Source organism: Chryseobacterium sp. MHB01, assembly GCF_034651565.1.
GTDB lineage: Bacteria > Bacteroidota > Bacteroidia > Flavobacteriales > Weeksellaceae > Chryseobacterium > Chryseobacterium nepalense.
The window spans coordinates 111,216-129,652 of sequence record NZ_JAYEDA010000004.1; the positions used below are offsets into that span (position 1 = coordinate 111,216).

Here is an 18,437-nt window from a genome sequence, read left to right on the forward strand (position 1 = left end):
CTAACTTTAATACTTATTCTAAGCTGGAAACAGCAGATTTTTAAATTGGGTTTCCCCGGCAATTTGCCAGGGAATTTTATTTAAATCATGGTACACTACTCTTTATTTTCCCGGAAATCTCCAGCTCATTATACTTGTTGAAATATTTAATGCTTCCGCTGCCGAAAGGATAAATTTTCACAATCTCACCTTGTAGGTTAACCGTTACATATCCCCGGCAGGTCTCCCGGTTGAAGTTACCAGACTCCAGCTTTCCGTATCGCCAGTTATTCATAAATTCCAGATACTCATAAAAAGTTACATCCCTCAGCCTTACCGTTTGCATTCCGCTGGAAAAGAATGTATCTTTCTGTGATCGCATAGTTTCGAGAGAAATATCATCCTGCAAAGTAATCTCACCCTGCAATCCGAATTCGTAAAGTTCCGGCTTAACTTCAATTTGAACTTTGCCGTTATTTTTATACTTCAGGGTTTTCAATAACTCGCTGCCTTTTTTCTTTTCAAGCATTCCGGAAAAGAAAGGAAACCATCTTGCAAGCTGGTACTTTGGATTGTGTAGCAAGTTGGAACTGGTATTTTTATTCAGTACGCCTTCTGCCTTTATAATGCCCTCATCCGGGATTCCGACACGGCTTTTAATAGCAGATGAAGTAAATAAGTATTCTATCTCCCCGAAGCCTTCCCCGGTCTGGATGTTCATAGTTTTATTCAGTTTGATTCTGGTAGCTGTAATTTCAAGAATCTGGTAAGTTCCTATATTAAGACCTCCGTTTACAATTGAGAGATTTTGGTTCACTACAATCGGGATCGTGTCCCACGCCTGCTCAAACTGTTGAATCCATAGGTAACCGCCACTGTTGAAATGTTTCAGTTTCTTAAAAACACCACGGTCCGAAAAGTTGCTTCTTTCAAGGCAATCAATCAGTATGATGTCATCATCATTATTATTGGTAGATGATGAAGTATCCAGTATGAGTTCCTGAATTTTCTTTTCATCCACAATAAGCTCGCTCTGTAGATCTAATGTTTTGCCTTTAGAAATGATCGGTGTCTGTGTTTCAAGAAAGGTATTAAAGTTCTTTATATCGTCCTGCCTTTCGGTTGAATATTTTTTCCCCCCGGTCTTTATGCTGTTGTAACAAAGTTCATTGTCGTTGGAGAAGTACGTTTCGTCCTCAACAAATTCTTTGTCGGTGAAATCATAGCTTTCAACATCTTTAAAAAAGTATTTCAGATCTTCAACTACGATTTTCCCGTTATAAACATCGTAACCAAGACCAAGCAATTTGGCAGCGCCTTTTTCAAATAAAGTCTCGAAATCAAGCTCTAATTTTGTTTGGAATAAATATTTTTCAAACACAGTACCTCTCAAAAACTGTCCGGTGCTTATATATTGATGATTGAAAATTCCGCTTGACAAAACATTACTTTCAATTCTGATTCCGTTATCAGTGATGTTTTCGCTGATCTTATCAATCGCTTCACGAAGGTTGACCATTAAAACTCTTCTCGCAGGAGGAGTGCCATTAATGCTCGCTTTAATTGAAAAGCCTGTGTTTCTAATTATAAAGGTGTCCTCTTCATCGAACACATAACCATTGTTATTTCTGATCATAATCCGGAGATGCTCATCTTTACTCAATGATGTCAGCAAGTTCGGAAAATTTGCCTTTGTCAACTTCAGTTCGCTGTTTGTAGCATTTCCAGTTGCTAACGGATGGGTGGAAATATCCAGTTCCGCCCAGTTTAATCCGTTTTCGTTTTTGTTCTCACTAGACCAAATCACCTCTTCAACTAAAATTTGATTCTGCCAGTCGTTTGGTGAGATGACAGTTTTATATCCTTTAATCAAATACATCGTAAAAGGAATAGGTGTATTATTTTGCACTCTACGGGACCGAAAAACGAGGTTTGAAATTGTGATTGTAATATCGTTATAATCAGCTTCTGCATAGAGCATTGTCCCCCATTCAGCTTTTGTAAAAGGAGGAACTGTAAGCGGAAATGAAAAAGCCATATCATTATTAGCATAGAAACTTGAATCAACCTCTACCCTGCTTCCGAAATGTTCATAATAAGTTCCAAGTTGACTGTCATCGCTTCTGCGCATTCGTGGAAAATAGGGATTGCTTGGTTTAAAATCATTGTCGTTAAAATCTGTCTCATAATAAAGCAAATCATCATTATCATAAAACCCATCGTAAAACCAAAAGCTTTCCAGGGTTCTGTCGCTTTCCTTGTAAATTCCTTTGGTGGGAACCACCGGAAGAATATCATTGTTATCAATATTTTTGGTTGAAAAGAGGTCAATTGTTTTATCTTTTCGGGCATAGAATTTATTTTGGCTTTCCCTTTTCTTTACTTCAAACTCAATGTATTTTCCGGACTTTCCATACCTATCGATATACTTATTGAAATTGATCTCATAATCTTCATTGAGAAGATCAATAACATCGTTTCCCTTCTGGATTTTCCAGATGAATATTGCCCGGGAATCGCCGCCACGTTCTTTGTAAACTTGTGTCAGAAGATCGTATGTTTGTCTGTCGTAATATTGATATATTTTAAGCTTCAGGGAATCACCCAGAATCATATTTTCTACGTTGAAAGTCTCTTCGTTTATATCTACAACGAAATCAGTATCATCAATCCCGTCCGGCGGTTGGATGGCGTATGAACCGTTTAAGATTTCACTTTCAATTATTTTTAGATGGAAAATATCATTTACACCATCCTCCAGTCTTATGTTGCTAATCTTTTGCATTTCTTACGCTGTTACTTGTTCTTCTTATTCTGTCAACTATTCTCGGCAGTTTTCCTGGCTCCTGCATGTAGACATAGCCCTCTACTTCAAATGTGTTCACCGGAGTGTATTTTCGTGCAATAGCTTCCTGCTTCTGGGCTATCTTATCGCTCAAAAGATCATAATCGATATTAACCTCATTTTTGATATTTAGCGGGTAATGTATTCTTCTCATTGCCAACCTCAAATAATCCTCACTTTGCATTTCCGGAGCTTTAAACATTTGCCCCATCATTGTTTTCGACTTTTCAGCGGTGAAAATCTTATCCCCTTCGTCCAGGTATTTTAATCGCGGACCGCCAGAACTACCGAAATCCTTAATATTCCCATGTCTATCGGTGTGGATTTCCGCTCCTCTCTCATCTGTCCAAGCAAGACCTTTCCGGGCGTAATCGGTGCCGACAAAGTATTTTGGAACCGGATCTTTTGACATGATAGTTGCTGATTGTGCAACGCCGAAAGCCAAAGCTAAAGCCGCCATGATATAAGAGGCCGGAGGAGCTTGGGTTGCTAGCGCCATAGTAGCTCCTAATGCACCATTTATCAATGCTTTTTGCGCTGCCGCCTTTTGTTCTGCTTTGGATTTCTGCGCTTCGATTTGTTTTTCTCGTTGCGCCTGCTGTTCCCGTAAAGCTCTTTGCTCATCTTCCATTGCCCGGCGGTCGGCTTCCTGCTCGGCGGTCAATTCTTCCAAACCGTTGAGCTGGTCAATACGACCCTGCAAAAACTCTATTTCCTGATCACTGTTGTCTTTGGCATATTCAAGTTGTTTATCAAGTTCGGAAATTCTTTTGTTTGTAGATTCTTCAATAAGCTGATTGGCGATATCCTGAACTGCCGCTATTCCTGCCTGAATTCCAACCTTCCATTTTTCAGCATTTTCACCATATTTCTTATTAAATTCCTCTTGGGACATCAAAATAGAATCAAATAGACCTCCTATTTTGTTGGCAATATTTTCCAGTCCCAGATCTGAAAATCCTTGCGAAAGAGTTTCTTTGAGGCCCGCCCATTTATCTTCAAAAAGTTTCAAAGATTCATCATCAATATTGATATTGATCTGAACATTTGCATTTTCAAGTTCTTTGATCTCTTTTTGAATATCTTTAAGCTTTTGCGCCTGATCTGGAGTTAATAAAGAGGTTTCAGACCCGTTGACATTAACTTTAGTAGCATTATCTTGTATTGCTTTTGCCTGATCTAAAAGTTCTTGCTTACGAAGATTATTTTTTTCTCTTTGCGCCTTTAGATCAGCGATTGATAATAGATACTCCTTTTCAGCATTGGTTAACCCCTTTTGAGCATAAATGTTTTGGACCTCATGCTCATAGGAAATATCTTTATCCGTTTCAAGTAATTTGTATTTGGTTTCAAGATCTGCTATGGCCGTTTCTGAAAACTTCAGTAAAAGCTTATTTCTTTCTTCTTGAAGATCGAGCATTTTCTCCGTTTGGGAAATTTCCAGATCCCTAGTATCCTGAAAATTCTTTTTGTTTTCTTCAAGAATAAGATTGTTTCTTCTTTCGGTTTCGGCAATAATTTTATTTGATAAGTCAATTTCAGCTTTTAACTTATCAGTTTCAGAAAGAAATTGATTATCTGAAAGATTATTTTTTTGCCGTTCAAGGGGCTTTAGAGAAATATCAGATTCTCTTTCAATCTTTTTTACATTGAGATCATTTAATTCCTTTAAAGTTTTTTCATATTCATCAACAACTTTTTTTCTTTGGGAGGCTGCAATCTTTTTCATCTGCCCGTTTTCATCGGCAGCAACGGCTATTATTTGTTTTGCATATTTTTCTGTTATAGAGAGTTTTTCTTTAAGATATTCCTCTTCAGTTATCTTACCGATTACTCTTTTATATTTCAAATCTGCCAATTCATTGTCTCTTAAAGCAATGAGACTTGCAACGGTGTCTTTTTCAGCTTTTAACCTTTCCGCTTCAGCTTTTTTTGCTGCAGCATCGGCTTTCTTAGCTTCTTTTGCGGCTCTTTCAGCTTCAAGCTGTTTTGACATATCACTTTTAAGACTGTTTATATCTACAAGCTGATCTTTACCATTAATATTTCTTACATCCCATTGTTGACCGGAGTCTCTACCTTTGGTTTTACTCTGATCAGATGTATCAAATCTCTTATTTGTAGTTTTCCAAACTCCATTGACATTTTCTCTCCAGACGTTATTGTGCAGAACAAACTTTTTTCCTTCTACTTGCGCCTTATAAGCTTCTTCTGTAAATTTTTTTCGAGAATCAGACATGGCTTGACCGAGTTTATTATAACTCATAGCCATTTGCCCGTTTGTATAGATAACCTGCCCGTTTGTTTTAATGAGATTATTCAGGAAATTTATTTGATTGTTAGTTTCAGCACTCGCTTCCTGAATAGCATTTTTACTGGCTCTTATACTTCTTACAAATCCATCTGAAGTAATGTGGCTATGCTCATATTCATCACTTACCTTTTGCAGTAACCATGAAGCGGATGCCAAAGATTGGTTATTACCTCTATTGGCATTTTCAATTCTCTTCGTAGCTTGCTCAATGGTAATCGCTCCACTCATGTACTGATCTATTGCATTTTTTGAATCAGTATTTAATGAATTGTAAAGTTGTGAGTTTTCAGTAATTACGCTTGATAAATTCCTGTAGGCTATAACCTGATCTTTTACCAACTCGGCTATTTTCTCAGCATTTTCCTGGATAATGATTTTCTGTGCATACTGCATATTAACATCCTGAATCCTTTTTGAAATTTCCTCTAAAGAAACCTTTTCTTTATCAAGTCCGTTTAAGAAAAAAGGATTTATGGAAATCATTTCATCTATAATTTCCTTTCTCTTTTGCTCATCATTCCAATTTTGTCTTAACTGTACACCTAAAATGTTTAGCTGGGTTTGTTCGTTCTTGATTGCTGAAATGGCTTCACTCGGTGTAATTGATTCCATAAGGCTTACAAAACTTCTGCTTAAAGTTCCAACAATACCATTAGCAACACCGTATCTGCTCTCAATACCATTTACAAAAATTGTCCATGCATTTGATGCTCTATTAATTGATGAATTCATGGTTTCAACCTCATCACCAATTCCAAGTTTATATTTCTTATTGAGCTGATCCGCAAATTTTGGTAATACATCTTCTGCCAGAACCTCTCCATCTTTTAGCATTTTATCCAAGGTCGCGGTGGAAACACCCATTCCATCGGCGAACAATTTAAACGCTCCAGCCATACGATCCCCGAGCTGTCCTCTCAATTCTTCGGCCTGAACCTTGCCTTTAGACATCATTTGTCCAAGAGCTTTCAAAATCCCTTGTGTTTCGTCTGTTGAAACGCCAAGCAATGATGAAGATTTGGTAACAGCGTCAAAAACCTGTTTTGCCTTTTCACCTTCGAGAATTGTTCCCTGTGCTGATGCCTGAAACTTTGTATATTGTTCAGTGAGGGAAAGAAGATCCACACCATATCTTTGTGCACTTTCCCGGAGAAATTCGTTTGCGGCCGCAATTTTATCACTATCTTGAAATACTGTTTTTTGTGCAAGATTTAAACTCTGGATTTTTTTAGCGGTTTCGTAATATTTATTTCCAAGTTCTAATATCTCCTGCCCAACCTTACGGATAAGATCTGTTGCAATGTTTGCTCCAACTAAATTTTTAAACAAATTGCTAAAACCTCCGGATCTATTTCCTCTATTGTTAATAGAATCAAGTTCCCTTTCAAGTCTTCTTGTATTTGCTGCTGCCTCAATTAATTGTCGGGACAATTCTCTTGTCCTGCGTGTGTATCTTTCTTGCGAAATACTTCCGTTCCGGAAACCATTTTCAAGACCAATTAATCGGGCCTGAATATCGCGCATATTATTTAAAGAACTGCGGTATTCATTTTTCAGCCTATTGTATGCACCAGCGTTATTTCTCGCAGCCCTTTCATTTCTTTCGGTAGCTCTTGCATTTACATCGGCAGCTCTTGCATCGGCAAGTCTTGCCTGTGCCAAATCTCTTTGAGCACGGGCAAGTTCCCTTTCGTTTCTTGCAAGCGCAGCATTGGTTTGGCCAAGTTCACGGTTTAATCTCGCAATTTGCTGAAGAGAATTTACATAATCTCTTGGCGTTCCGTTTCTCAAAGCAGTGTTTACCTCATTAATACTTTGCTGCATTTTATTGAAAGTAGGGATAGATTCCTCAACTTTACGGATGAGTTTATCAATGGCCGCTTCATTTCCATCGACATCAATTAAATTAAATTTCCCCGGCATCTTACTTACTGCTAATTTTTCTTAATTCTTCGATTTTTCTGATCACCTGATCCTGATACACTCCAAACAGATATAAAGAAGTTTTTTCCATATCTATCGCTCGTTCCAGACCCATTTCAACATTAGCGACAACCTCATACATTGTTTGCCTGCTTTCTTCCTGATTGTTCTCTTTTGAATTTTCCAGTATAGCTGAACTTTTCTCTATATCATTTTTTAGTGTTGTGATTTTCTCACCGAAAAACTGAATGTAAAAATCTACATCCTTATCCTGCGGGCATTTTATTCCAGATAGTAAAAGATTGAGAAGATTTTTACCTTTCTCCGGTTTTATTTCTTCGATGAGTTTTATATTTTTCAGAAATCCGACCAGCGTAGTAAACCGGTTGATTTCCATTTCAAAATATTTTAGGTTAGAGTATTCCCGGACCTCCGAATTTTTGTGATTGATCGATAAAATATAGTCCTGGACTATTATATCGAATCGGGACTTTGCTTCTTCTTCATTGAAATCTTCCGGTTGATCTTCGATACCTTTTATCATCAAAAAAAAATCGCCTTTCTCAACTATCCTGATGTAGTTGATTAAAGGCAATTCCATACTATCTTTATAATATTTCACCATTTTTCATTCTTCATTTACGCAGGGATGCTCTCGTACATGATAATACTCTAACTCCCCGTCGCTGTTATAAAAATTTCTTTGTGCTGCAATCGATGAAGGATTTTCTCCTTCCGGGACCAAAGCGGTTTCTAATCCGGTATCTTTGATGATATAAATAAAGAACCGGCCATCTTTAACCCTTTGCTTTATCCTTTCGCACTCTGTGGCTGTGACAGGTTTGCTGCAATTACACATTTATTGATGCTTTAAGTTTTTCAAAATTTCTTTCTGCAATTTCCTTCAAAGCTTTTCGGTATTGTTCATCGGTAATACCGAGGATCTGTTCTTTCGGTTTGATCTTGTAGATTCTATTCATTACGGTCGGATTGTAATTTGAAACAAACTCTAATCTACTACCACGGACAAAAGATTTTATTGAGCCGTAAAACAAACCATCATACTCCTTGTTCCACCAGTGCTTTAAATCCCAAAAACCTCTGTTCTTTGGGTTTGCGCTCAATTTGTAATCTCTATACAATCTTCTGCCATCATTAAATAAAACAGAATATGGGGGCATATTACCCCCATAGCTGTCTTTACCATGTAGTAAGTTATCTCTGTTTATGGCTTCAAAATCAAATTTCTCCACTTCCTTGTGGAGCATCGTTTTCGCTTCTCTTTTCGCTTTTTTCAGCCTTTTTAGCATTTCGTAAGGGTCTATCAGATCCATAATGTCCCGCAATTTGAGATTCGATTTCTTTTTTATGGTTCCCATTGAAATGCTTTGAAGAAATTTTCTCCACAGCATCCTCTAAACTTTTGTAGTTTTTTGGGTTACCATAAAAGCGAATTTGATTAATTAGAACTTCCATACTTAATCTACTGTAATGATTTCACTTTCTCCATAATAGTACGCTGTTCCTACCTGGATTGTAGTATTCCCTAATGCATCCATAGTAATAATCTGCAAAGAATCACCACTTGCATAATCTGTAACGAGGGTCAATGTGTATAATTTGGTAACAGGATCATAAGTATATGACGTTACCGGAGATAAAACCCCACTCATATAAGCACCAAATTTATTTGCACCTGTAATTTCTACATTTGAGTTATGGCAAGCTTGTTTTATAGAAACTACAACCTGATCATTGGTGCCGGCAACAACTTGTGCAAATTCAATTTTCAGCCCTGTTGTAAGAGTTACCTCTCTGAAATCAATTTCCGTGGATTCTATGTTTGCGGATTCACGCTGCCATGAGTTGGTTGCAATGTACTTCAATTGAATACCCAACCCGGAACCAGCCATATCCCCACCTGTTTGAACTCTGTAGAGTTTTTCAAGAAAGGTAGCCTGATAAAGACCATAAGCTCCGTTTTTCTTTCTTTTTACGATAATGGTACCATCCTCCATTACAAGTCCTACACCATAACCTTTGAGATTATATAGTTTTGAGATTACATTTTGAAAACATACTCCCTGATTCCACATTAGATTCCACCCTTTGATACCTCCGCCAACGAAAATATCTTCCTGAAAAGTATTTGCAGCATATTGGGTGTCCTTGTCAGCATCTTGAATATCATCGTGAATCGGGAAAAACATCAATTTTCCAGCTTTTATATAATCGGAGATTTGAGCTAAAGTGGTTGACTTTGAAAATTCAACATCCATAGTACCAATAAAGAAGTTCACAACTTTTTTATTGCCACAATATAGCCCTCCTAATGGTATTTTTTTTAGTGTTACATCACATGAATTTTCTATAAATGACATATTAATTACAATTTATTAATTCGTTAATTTTTTCAGGATCAATACACTTTGTAGTGATCTCAATTTTCATTTGAAAGTATAATACATCGAGTAGATAAACGTATTTGCTATTGGTGCCTGCTTCATTATCAACCCTTGCATTATCAGACACATTCTGATTGAACAAATAAGAACTTACTTCATTTAGGGATACTGCAGAGTCTTTTCTCAGATATTCCAAGAAATTGTTAGCAATTTCAGCTAACTTCACTTCAGTTGTTTTAGCTCTGGTAAGATTTGACACTGAGTTAATTGTATCAACTCCAAAAAACATTTCAACCTTTCCGCATATTCTACCATTGGGTAACATTTCAATTCCTTTTGGATAATGAAACCACAAGATGGGATAAACTCTTCCGGTGGTATTTTTCACCTTATTTCCAGTTGCATCATATTCCCAACCGGTTTTAAAAGCATTTTCCTCTTTTCTTTTTCGGATAATATGTTGGTTAAACTCTTTCTCATCACCTCCATAGCCGTAATTAAGAGTTGTTCCCGGAAAAACACCGGAAGGGTCGAAATCTTTAATTACAGCAAGAGTGTAGAGATTGTATGGTAAAAATTGACTCAGCATATCAGATACTCCAATAGTTTTTTGTTACATCTTTACAGGTAAAATCTTTGTTCGGGTACCAATTTGGAAACAAATCAGAATGATCTCGAAGGAAAGTAAATAATGAAACTTTGCTTCCTTTTGAGCAATGTTTTGTCTTCGTAACGAAACTATTCCATGAAGTTTGTTCCTTCACAATGCTACTGCTTGGTACCGTGTTTTTTGCTTTTACAATGGTTTCTCCGGTAATAGTGGTACTGCTTCGTAATTCTATAAGAAAGAAATAAAAAACATAGTCAATAATCAAAGAAGTGTAAAATCCCCTACCGTTTGGGAATTTATAATCCCGATAAACATTTTCACACAAAAGACCTTCCCAATGTTTATCACAATTTCCTTCGTTACATCCACAATTACAACCACCGAAATTTAAACCTATTGTATTGGGCAAATTATTATCATGTTGGTATTTATGCCCATAAACAAGCCATTTCCACCTGTCTTCTGCATTATCTTTCACTATAAACCTTTCCTCATTCGCATCAAACTCTAAATTTGCTTTAAGATCATCATATAGACATTCGCCTAAAATGTTTGATAAACATTCGGATTCTTTTTCTATCAAAAGCTGGTAGAAATCATCATGCTGACATAATGCAGCAATATCCGGTACCTGGCGACTGTACAAATTAAAGTCTGATGCTACGAGTAAGTTGGCCATCATTATTTCTTAATTTCGGTTGCTTTTTTTCTCATTTCGGAATAAGGATCATCTTCTGATCCTTTCACGAATTTTCCCGGATATTTAGCGGACAATGATTCAAATAAAAATTCGCCCATTGTGTAAGCTCTACCTACAACATAATCACCGATATTTTCCGTTACTGTTACAGAAAGTCTTTTTGTTGCATTAAAAGATTTTTCTTCTTTTGCAGCCTTTTCTGTAAAATCCTGTACGGCTGTTTTGTCGGTGTTTTTTGGTTCTTTTGCTACCTTGTCCTTTATCTCCGGTGCAACTGGTTGATCTACTTCTGTTTCTTTACTTGTATTTGCCATTTTTTATTGATTAAAGAGTTAATGATGCTTTTACGTTAGTGAATAAATCTTCTACAATTGTTAAGGCTCTATTTTCAGGCAGATATGCGATGTAGTACATCACAAGTTCCGAAGTCCAGATATTTCTGTCGATACCGGCATTTGCTTCCGGAGTATTACCCATTGCATCGTAGTAATCAAGTTCTCCGTTAATTCCTACTCTTAATTCAGAGAAATCTCCTAATTGGAATTTATCATAAGAAAGCGATTCATCTAATTCGTATTGAATTTTAAAACCTGCGAAATTTAAATAAGATGCTCCGTTTTCAGTTGTTACCATGGCCACAGAATTCCCGTTTTGATGGTTGTAGTTACCGGTAGTGTCTTTATTGGTAACAAGATCAAACCAGGTAACCTCATTAAACCTGATTAAACGAGGCATTACTCCGTTCAATCTCTTGTAAGATGCAATAGCTGCAGCGATGCAATCATATTTGTTTGGATTGGCAAGAGGTGTGATGTTCGGTACAGGTGTATATGGAACTGCAACCTCTGTGATTTTTTCAAGAACTCTTTTTGGAAGATTCTCATCAAGCAATCTCGCAATTTTCTGTCTGATTCTATTTGCAATTGCCGGAAACCATTTTCTTAGGAAAGTGGTTGTTCTCCACAGTATTGCAACATGGCTGATATCTTCAGTTTGAACAGATCCGCTGTATCTAGCGTACGGCTTCAATTCACATTCCTCTAAAACTCTGAAGTCTGCAACCACATCATCATTCCACATTTTAACCTGTACACCTCTTAAATCTTCAAGTGTAACATGATCCATAATCATTGATACAGGTCTTGGCTTCTCGAAATAACCTACGAAGTAAGCAAACAATGATTTAAATCCTTCACCTAATGAAGTAGTACCGCTTGCAGGATAAGTTGTTCCGTCAACATCATTAACGGAAATCGTATCTAAACTATCAAAAGCTTTGATGACTACTCCCGGTTTTCCACCCTTTAAAGTTTTAAATTCTACTTCCTTGTAGCCTTTTTCTTCTTCATCTCCCAGACTCAACCCTTTATAACCGTGATTCTTGAAAACCTCAGCTACTTTACCTATGAATCCTTTTAATGCGCCTTTAGCTGGAGTGTTGGAAAGTGACTGTTGTACTAAAGCTTTTAAGTTTTCCTCAGCTTTATCAACCAATTCTTTGATTGTCGCAGCATCTTTTTCTTCAGCTTTTCCTAAAGTTTCTTTAAGGCTTATTAAATCCTGCTCCTGCTTTTCGATTTGGGATTCTATGGTACCCAAATATTCATTCTGTAACTCGGCTTGTTTTTCAGCTTCTAAAGCCTTAAACGCTTCCTCAGTTATCCCTTTCTTTTCTAAAAATTTTTTAAACATTTTCTAAATTTTTACGAATACATTAAACTTCTTTTCTGTTTGAGGAGTGCTTTCACGCGGCTCATCTTCATTTTTATGTTTATGAGTGGGTTCCCCCGGCTCACTTTTTTCGTTTGGCACCGTCATGGTGATTCTGTTGCTTGCTTTTAGTACTGGACTCAAGTGATCTAATTTGGCTTCTGAAATAGCGAAGAATAATCCATCTTCTTCCGCTTCATCCTGATTACCAAGTTTACGTATGTACTTATCCCAAGTTGCGTTATAATCTGCAAAATCAGGACTGTCAGATTTCATAGCGATCTGGTATTTTTGATAAATCATTCCAACACTATATTGGTCAACTTTGTTCTCCAAAACCAAATCGTAAAGCTTAGGATGGTCTTTTTGACGGTAGACTGCATTAGCCCACAAAACTCTCGTTTTCCCTTCCTTGTTTACACCCAGATCATACCAGTAAACGTCTTTCTCTTTTACTAATTCGAGATATCCGGCAATTGCATTGAAAGTTTTGTCATGATCTGCGATAAAAAATGTTTTTGAGAAATCTCCGTTTGTATCGGAAATTGATTTTTTAAAGGTATTTCCCACATGAACATCCTGATGACTGTCATACCAATAGTAAGTATTTCCGATCACCCCTCTTTTGACAATTCCGCTTTCCAGATCATCAACATTTCTTGTTATCAATGCTTTTTCAGTTGAAAATTCTTCGGTTGAAAATTTTTTGAAACGCTCTTCGATTTGTAGCAATGAAAAATCTTTATATCTATTCTCAATGGTATTGGTAAACTTAACTGGCATTTCAGCGGTCCTGGCCTTCAATATTTCAACCTCAACAGTTTCACGGTTACCGGTTTTCAGAATAAACTCCTGAAGATCTTTTTTATCCCGTAATAACCCTTCTTTTAAAACGATTTGCTTTTTCATTTTCTCACAACTTTTTTATCCTTAAGCTCCCGATCTTTTTTGTCTTTCGCTGTTTTTGCAATGTGTTCCAGATAAGTAGATTTTTCTTTCTCACTCATTCCCTTCATTGCATTTTGATCTACTTTAATGTTCATGGTCTTCTGAATTTTCGTATTCCCAATTTTTTACAATATTGTCCTTGAAGTTATTAAACTGGCTTTGTGAAATCTCACCGTTGGAGAGCATCGTCCTCAATTCTGCCAGTTTTGCAGATTGATACTGTAATTCGATCTGTCTTTTCTCTACATTCATCTTTTCATCTTCATGTTTCTGTTTTTTGTAGAAACTCATTTTTGAAAAGTCAAATTTTACTTTTTTGCCCTGTTTATCATACCCGTAAAATTGCTCAAATGAACGTGCTAAATTTGAAGACAATGGCACAATTAACGAATCGTACCATTCTTTTATTTCGTTGGAATAATTGTCATATTTTGCCTGTGTTCTATAAGCATTAGGAAGCTGGAATAAATCAAATATCTTTTCTTCGCTTTCCTTTTTATCCTTACTTAAATCCTGCTCATTTATAGACTGCATGAGATTTACTGCATCCAAACCGACTTCAGAGACCAGAATGTTTCTGACATTTGAATTGAGTTTGCTTTCAATAACATCCTTATGTGTAACGTGACCATTTATAGAATTTATTGGGTCTGTGAGATTTTTACCAGTGAAACCGTTAGCGTTATTTTCAGGCCTTTTCGGACTTACAATAATGTTACCGAAAAGGGACTGGAACCATCTTATAATATCATCTGCTCTTTGGATATGTTCGATATCCTGTGCAACCGCCCAGAGCCTACTTTTACCTTTAATTGGGTTTTCAGGATCTGAATTATCATAGAAAGGAATTAGGAATTTAAATTCGGTAGTTCCGTTGAAAAGGGAATTGCTGTACGAAACCTTAGCCGGCTTATTGCCTTTTAGAACCTGATCAGAAAATTCTGTGGCAACATCATCCGGATTGAGTAGCCAAAACTCTGTTTTGTCGTTTAAATATTTTGCTGCTATGGTTCGGAAGATTTTTTCGCCGCTTTCCATACCATAGATATCAGAAACAGTTTGTTTGGCGATTTCCTGCGGAAGAATGAAGCAATAGCCTCCAGCGTAATAAAATCTTGCAAATTGCTTATAAAACTCTTCCCGGGTCTGGAATTCATTTGGATTGTTGAGTACTCTGGCTAAAGGATCATTTTCAAGTATTTTTCCATTGGAATCTTCAACATAAATAATTCCTGAATTAAGAGCCTGCCCTATTCTTTCAACAGAAATATTGATAGCAGTAATTTTATAAGAAAGTTCAACGGCATTATCTTCCTTCAACTTATTAACGCAGCTATGTTGGTTAAATCTATCATATAGGCCGTACAAATAGTCTTTTTTGGAAAAACGTTCGTTGATCACAGTAGTATTGTTTTCTACTCCTATGATTCGCTTAAACCACTTACCATTTAAAAACTCCGTGAATCTATTTGCCATCTGCATTTACTACAGAACAAAAATATTTTACAAGTTTTTAAACTTTCGTTAGGAAAAATAAAAAATCCCCGACAATTTGCCGGGGAAACTATGGTTATGTTTCACAATAAAAGATCTACTTTGATTGTATTGATTTATACATATCATTTAGAATAAAATATTCTAAGCTTAGAAAGTAAAAATGGTAAGCATCATATTTCTCATATCTGTTTTTATTTATTTGAAGATATGTGTCATTTCCAACATCAAATCCTTTTTCGCCTACATAATTCAAATCTAAAACACTAAGCTTTTTAATCATACTCATGTAATCATTTATATCATAAACTGTATAAGATTTTAAAATTATAATATTATTTTTTATCCATACAGATATTGAACAATCATCAAGTATATATAAATAGGAGTAATACCCTAATTTATCATTATAATTCACAACAGGTTCTTCTTCCGTAATTATATCACGTGAAAATTTTTCTCCAATCACAAACTTATCAATATAATTACGCAAAGGATATGATAAACTATTATTTTCTGTATAAGATTCTGAATAGTCTTTCAAAAATGCCTGTTCAGATATTTTTTTCTTTTGAGAAAAAAATGCAACTGATTCTAAAAATAGAACTAAGAATAAGAGTCTTTTCATGGTTGTAATTTTCTCAAAGAAAATAAAAAATCATAATACAATACAAAACTTGATAATAGAAATTTATTTTTTTCTAATTCCAAGCCATTCACCAGTCTGCGGATCATAAAAATGAGCATAGTCGGGACCTGGTTCTAACATTTCAAGAGGATCACATTCAAGTGCGATTGCTAACCTTTCCAATGTTTCTAAAGGAGGTTTTCTAAATCCCGATCTATAATAATTTATCTGCTGTGGACTCAAACCAGTCAATTCTGCGAGTTTAACATTTTTAAAGTCTTTTTTAGTCTGAATTTCAATTAGTCTTAATTTCATATTACAAATATACATATAAAACATATTACACACTAAAGCTTTATATATTAAAACAATTTGTTTTATTTATAACAATTCCAAATTAACAAATAGGAATAAAACTATTTGTTTTATAAAACTATTTGTTTTATATTTGTATCAACAAAACGAAATAATAAAACATAAACGATATGAAAAATGTTACTGTCACAAAATTAGAAAGAGTAGAAAATGAAGATTTGGAATTCTTATCAATGGGTGTAATTGCCTTCCAGCTGGTGAAATTTTCATATAATTTCTATGGATCCGAAACCGTTTCAATTTTAGATACTAAAATAATGAAAGATGGTAGACAAATTATTATTGATGGCGATGGTTTTGTTCCCGCAGGTACTGAAATACAAAACGCTTTTAAACTCTAATAAATAATAAACCTAAGCAAGTTATAAAAAGGCTTTCTAAAACACACAAATATGAAAAGAATATCAAAAGAAAGAGCAGAAAAAATAGCAAGAAACATTAACGCAATGGATACGAACTATCACAGATCAGATGATAGAAGATCATGGAAGTTCTGGAACAACCTGGAGAAAGTTATAAAAAGAAAATTATCCGAACTCTCTAACGATGATATTGAAGCCATAAGACCACTATTGAAACCAACTGAAGCAAAATTCTTTAACTTAATCTAAAACCTTACAAATATGAAAACAATTTTATCTACCATTATGAAAAACGCTTGGAAATTCTTTAGAACAACCGGAGAATCCTTTGCGGAATGCTTAAAGAAGGCTTGGAACCTCTACCGTCTTGTAGAGCGCATGAAATCCGGAATTGTGAAGTTTTACTTTCAGAAAGTTGACGGCAGCATTCGTGAAGCTTGGGGAACTTTGTCACCGGACGTGATCCCCGCAACCGAGCCAACCGAAAACAACCGCAAACAAAATGAAACAGTGCAAGTTTATTACGATACTGAAGCGCAATCCTTCAGGTCTTTTAAAAAATTAAACTTTGTAAAAGTTGCATAATTATTAAACCTAAGCATGTTGTAAAAAGGCTTTACGGATTCCCGTAATTTTCAAATCATACAAATAAATAATTTTAAAAAAAACAACAAATGATTTTAGACATTTTCCTATTGGCAATGATTGCCGTTCTTATTACCTGGAACATCTACGATAATATTAAGTCCAAAAAGCTTCTCGAAAAACATATCAGACACATTGACGAACAGGCAGAATATATTCGGGAACTGGAAAAACTCCGGGATGACATTCAAAAAGTTTTAAGACAAAATAATCCTCTGCATTAACCTGCAGAGGATTTTTTATTTCATCTTTTGTTTTGCCAGATCTAAAAAAGCATTTAACTCAACATGATATTTTGTAAATAATGCAAAGTCTGCAGGTTCAAATGGGTTCGGCTTTTTTTGAATTTTATAAACAGATAATCCGTCATATTTTTTATATAAAATAGCTAACATTTCAATGTACTTTTCAACATCCGATAGCATTTCATCATTGCACTTTCCTTCAACATGGAGCATTTTAATAAATCCGTGTAATTCGACAGCTTTTAACCTGCTTTCTTTTTTTAAAATGTTATGAATTACTTTAGCCTGAATACTTTCCATAACGCAAAATTATTCATTTTTTTATATTTTAAATACATCTTTAACATCGTCAACGGCTTACCCATACCGTTTTTTAATTGCTCACAGACTTCCGGATAAATCAAAAAGCCATTTTTCTTGACTTTGAAAATTGACAAATACAATCCGTCCGGCCGCCGTTCAAATTCATGGTTTTTGATAAGATCATTAAGGAACTCATCAACTTTAACATTGTATTTTAATTCGTCGTACTTCTTGGCGAAATTTAAAAACTTACTGTACACTTTATTCATTTTTTTTGGCTTTTTCGGTTAATTCTCTCAATGTTTGCAGCTCTTCATCTGAAAGTTTGGAATAGTCGAATTCAGCTGTTTTGCCTGTCTGTTCTATCTCCTGCTTATCTCTCCATCTTGTAGGCTGACGGTTCTTTAGCCAAAAAATTGCACTTGTAGGATCTGGAGGATATATCTTTTTTACTGGTACCCTTTCAATATCACCTCCTACAATTTTTATTTCTTCAGAATCATGCTCAAAGCCCAATGCCCTTTGATAAAGCCTATCAGCCACATTTGCATCCGCAACCTGCTTTCCTTTTTTTATGGACTCAAAAAACAAAGGAAATTCGATCTTCCAATTGTTGATTGTTGTTTCAGTAACTTCAAAAAAATCAGCAATATCTTTATCGGTTGAACCAAGTAAGCAAAGTTTATACACTTGCTCATTATATTCTTCTTTATACTTTGATGGTGCGCCTCCCGAATTCTTTTCTTTCTTCATGATATATCTGTTTCTTGAATTTCTTTGTAAATGATTAAAAACACGCAAGAGTTAATCTCCTGCCCATACAACTTTTGTGGTATCATTTCAATTATGGTTTCGATTGCTGTTCTATCAGCCCAAAGGTTAAATTCTGTCTCAAAATCTGAAATTTTGCATGTGATTGATTTGCATTTTATTTGTGTTGTTGCTGCCATG

The 18,437-nt window shown here is 35.5% G+C and carries 23 protein-coding genes; 4 read left to right on the forward strand and 19 right to left on the reverse strand.

Annotated elements, in window-relative coordinates; translation table 11 throughout:
• Positions 1-85 precede the first annotated feature (85 nt).
• From U9K52_RS08465 to U9K52_RS08535, 15 genes are all read right to left on the reverse strand, one after another.
• A complete protein-coding gene (locus U9K52_RS08465) occupies positions 86-2,764 on the reverse strand; it encodes a hypothetical protein (protein WP_322925967.1) in 2,679 nt (892 codons plus the stop codon).
• On the reverse strand, positions 2,751-7,061 hold the full coding sequence (locus U9K52_RS08470) for a tape measure protein (protein ID WP_322925969.1): 4,311 nt from the start codon (positions 7,059-7,061) through the stop codon (positions 2,751-2,753). Before U9K52_RS08470 ends, U9K52_RS08465 begins: the two co-directional genes overlap by 14 nt.
• Position 7,062: 1 nt before the next feature.
• Positions 7,063-7,686, reverse strand: a complete 624-nt coding sequence (locus tag U9K52_RS08475; RefSeq protein WP_322925971.1) for a hypothetical protein — start codon at positions 7,684-7,686, stop codon at positions 7,063-7,065.
• Positions 7,687-7,689: 3 nt separating this feature from the next.
• A complete protein-coding gene (locus U9K52_RS08480) occupies positions 7,690-7,920 on the reverse strand; it encodes a hypothetical protein (RefSeq protein WP_322925972.1) in 231 nt (76 codons plus the stop codon).
• Positions 7,913-8,440 (reverse strand): hypothetical protein, encoded by a 528-nt coding sequence (locus U9K52_RS08485; RefSeq protein WP_322925973.1) that lies wholly within the window; start codon positions 8,438-8,440, stop codon positions 7,913-7,915. Before U9K52_RS08485 ends, U9K52_RS08480 begins: the two co-directional genes overlap by 8 nt.
• 99 nt (positions 8,441-8,539) lie before the next feature.
• Entirely contained in the window at positions 8,540-9,442 is a 903-nt protein-coding gene (locus U9K52_RS08490) for a hypothetical protein (protein WP_322925974.1), read from the reverse strand.
• Between the two features lies 1 nt (position 9,443).
• Entirely contained in the window at positions 9,444-10,055 is a 612-nt protein-coding gene (locus U9K52_RS08495) for a hypothetical protein (protein WP_322925975.1), read from the reverse strand.
• Position 10,056: 1 nt separating this feature from the next.
• The gene (locus U9K52_RS08500; protein WP_322925976.1) at positions 10,057-10,758 is read right to left on the reverse strand and encodes a hypothetical protein; all 702 of its coding nucleotides are present in this window, start codon (positions 10,756-10,758) and stop codon (positions 10,057-10,059) included.
• On the reverse strand, positions 10,758-11,090 hold the full coding sequence (locus U9K52_RS08505) for a hypothetical protein (RefSeq protein ID WP_322925977.1): 333 nt from the start codon (positions 11,088-11,090) through the stop codon (positions 10,758-10,760). Before U9K52_RS08505 ends, U9K52_RS08500 begins: the two co-directional genes overlap by 1 nt.
• Positions 11,091-11,100: 10 nt before the next feature.
• Positions 11,101-12,468, reverse strand: coding sequence for a hypothetical protein (locus tag U9K52_RS08510; protein ID WP_322925978.1), 1,368 nt, complete (start codon positions 12,466-12,468; stop codon positions 11,101-11,103).
• A gap of 3 nt (positions 12,469-12,471) precedes the next feature.
• Positions 12,472-13,395: a hypothetical protein gene (locus tag U9K52_RS08515; RefSeq protein ID WP_322925979.1), complete on the reverse strand. Its 924-nt coding sequence runs from the start codon at positions 13,393-13,395 to the stop codon at positions 12,472-12,474.
• Positions 13,392-13,529 carry a hypothetical protein gene (locus U9K52_RS08520; protein WP_322925980.1) on the reverse strand — a complete coding sequence of 46 codons (138 nt, stop codon included), beginning with the start codon at positions 13,527-13,529 and terminating at the stop codon, positions 13,392-13,394. The genes U9K52_RS08515 and U9K52_RS08520 overlap by 4 nt, the downstream gene beginning before the upstream one ends.
• Positions 13,519-14,910 carry a phage portal protein gene (locus U9K52_RS08525; protein ID WP_322925981.1) on the reverse strand — a complete coding sequence of 464 codons (1,392 nt, stop codon included), beginning with the start codon at positions 14,908-14,910 and terminating at the stop codon, positions 13,519-13,521. The genes U9K52_RS08520 and U9K52_RS08525 overlap by 11 nt, the downstream gene beginning before the upstream one ends.
• Before the next feature lie 115 nt (positions 14,911-15,025).
• The gene (locus U9K52_RS08530; protein WP_322925983.1) at positions 15,026-15,556 is read right to left on the reverse strand and encodes a hypothetical protein; all 531 of its coding nucleotides are present in this window, start codon (positions 15,554-15,556) and stop codon (positions 15,026-15,028) included.
• Positions 15,557-15,619: 63 nt separating this feature from the next.
• The gene (locus U9K52_RS08535; protein WP_322925984.1) at positions 15,620-15,871 is read right to left on the reverse strand and encodes a helix-turn-helix transcriptional regulator; all 252 of its coding nucleotides are present in this window, start codon (positions 15,869-15,871) and stop codon (positions 15,620-15,622) included.
• A gap of 170 nt (positions 15,872-16,041) precedes the next feature.
• Here U9K52_RS08535 and U9K52_RS08540 point away from each other — a divergent pair, with 170 nt between their 5' ends.
• From U9K52_RS08540 to U9K52_RS08555, 4 genes are all read left to right on the forward strand, one after another.
• Positions 16,042-16,272, forward strand: a complete 231-nt coding sequence (locus tag U9K52_RS08540) for a hypothetical protein (protein WP_322925985.1) — start codon at positions 16,042-16,044, stop codon at positions 16,270-16,272.
• A gap of 51 nt (positions 16,273-16,323) precedes the next feature.
• Complete coding sequence (locus U9K52_RS08545; protein WP_322925986.1) at positions 16,324-16,542, forward strand: hypothetical protein; 219 nt, start codon at positions 16,324-16,326, stop codon at positions 16,540-16,542.
• A 12-nt stretch (positions 16,543-16,554) separates the two neighbouring features.
• On the forward strand, positions 16,555-16,878 hold the full coding sequence (locus U9K52_RS08550; protein WP_322925987.1) for an SH3 beta-barrel fold-containing protein: 324 nt from the start codon (positions 16,555-16,557) through the stop codon (positions 16,876-16,878).
• Between the two features lie 89 nt (positions 16,879-16,967).
• Complete coding sequence (locus tag U9K52_RS08555; protein WP_322925988.1) at positions 16,968-17,162, forward strand: hypothetical protein; 195 nt, start codon at positions 16,968-16,970, stop codon at positions 17,160-17,162.
• Positions 17,163-17,177: 15 nt separating this feature from the next.
• Here U9K52_RS08555 and U9K52_RS08560 read toward each other — a convergent pair whose 3' ends face one another.
• From U9K52_RS08560 to U9K52_RS08575, 4 genes are read right to left on the reverse strand one after another with little or no spacing between them, the layout of a single operon-like run.
• On the reverse strand, positions 17,178-17,483 hold the full coding sequence (locus tag U9K52_RS08560; RefSeq protein ID WP_322925989.1) for a hypothetical protein: 306 nt from the start codon (positions 17,481-17,483) through the stop codon (positions 17,178-17,180).
• Positions 17,459-17,755, reverse strand: coding sequence for a hypothetical protein (locus U9K52_RS08565; RefSeq protein ID WP_322925991.1), 297 nt, complete (start codon positions 17,753-17,755; stop codon positions 17,459-17,461). Before U9K52_RS08565 ends, U9K52_RS08560 begins: the two co-directional genes overlap by 25 nt.
• Positions 17,748-18,239 (reverse strand): hypothetical protein, encoded by a 492-nt coding sequence (locus U9K52_RS08570; RefSeq protein WP_322925993.1) that lies wholly within the window; start codon positions 18,237-18,239, stop codon positions 17,748-17,750. Before U9K52_RS08570 ends, U9K52_RS08565 begins: the two co-directional genes overlap by 8 nt.
• On the reverse strand, positions 18,236-18,436 hold the full coding sequence (locus tag U9K52_RS08575; protein ID WP_322925994.1) for a hypothetical protein: 201 nt from the start codon (positions 18,434-18,436) through the stop codon (positions 18,236-18,238). The genes U9K52_RS08570 and U9K52_RS08575 overlap by 4 nt, the downstream gene beginning before the upstream one ends.
• Position 18,437 lies beyond the last annotated feature (1 nt).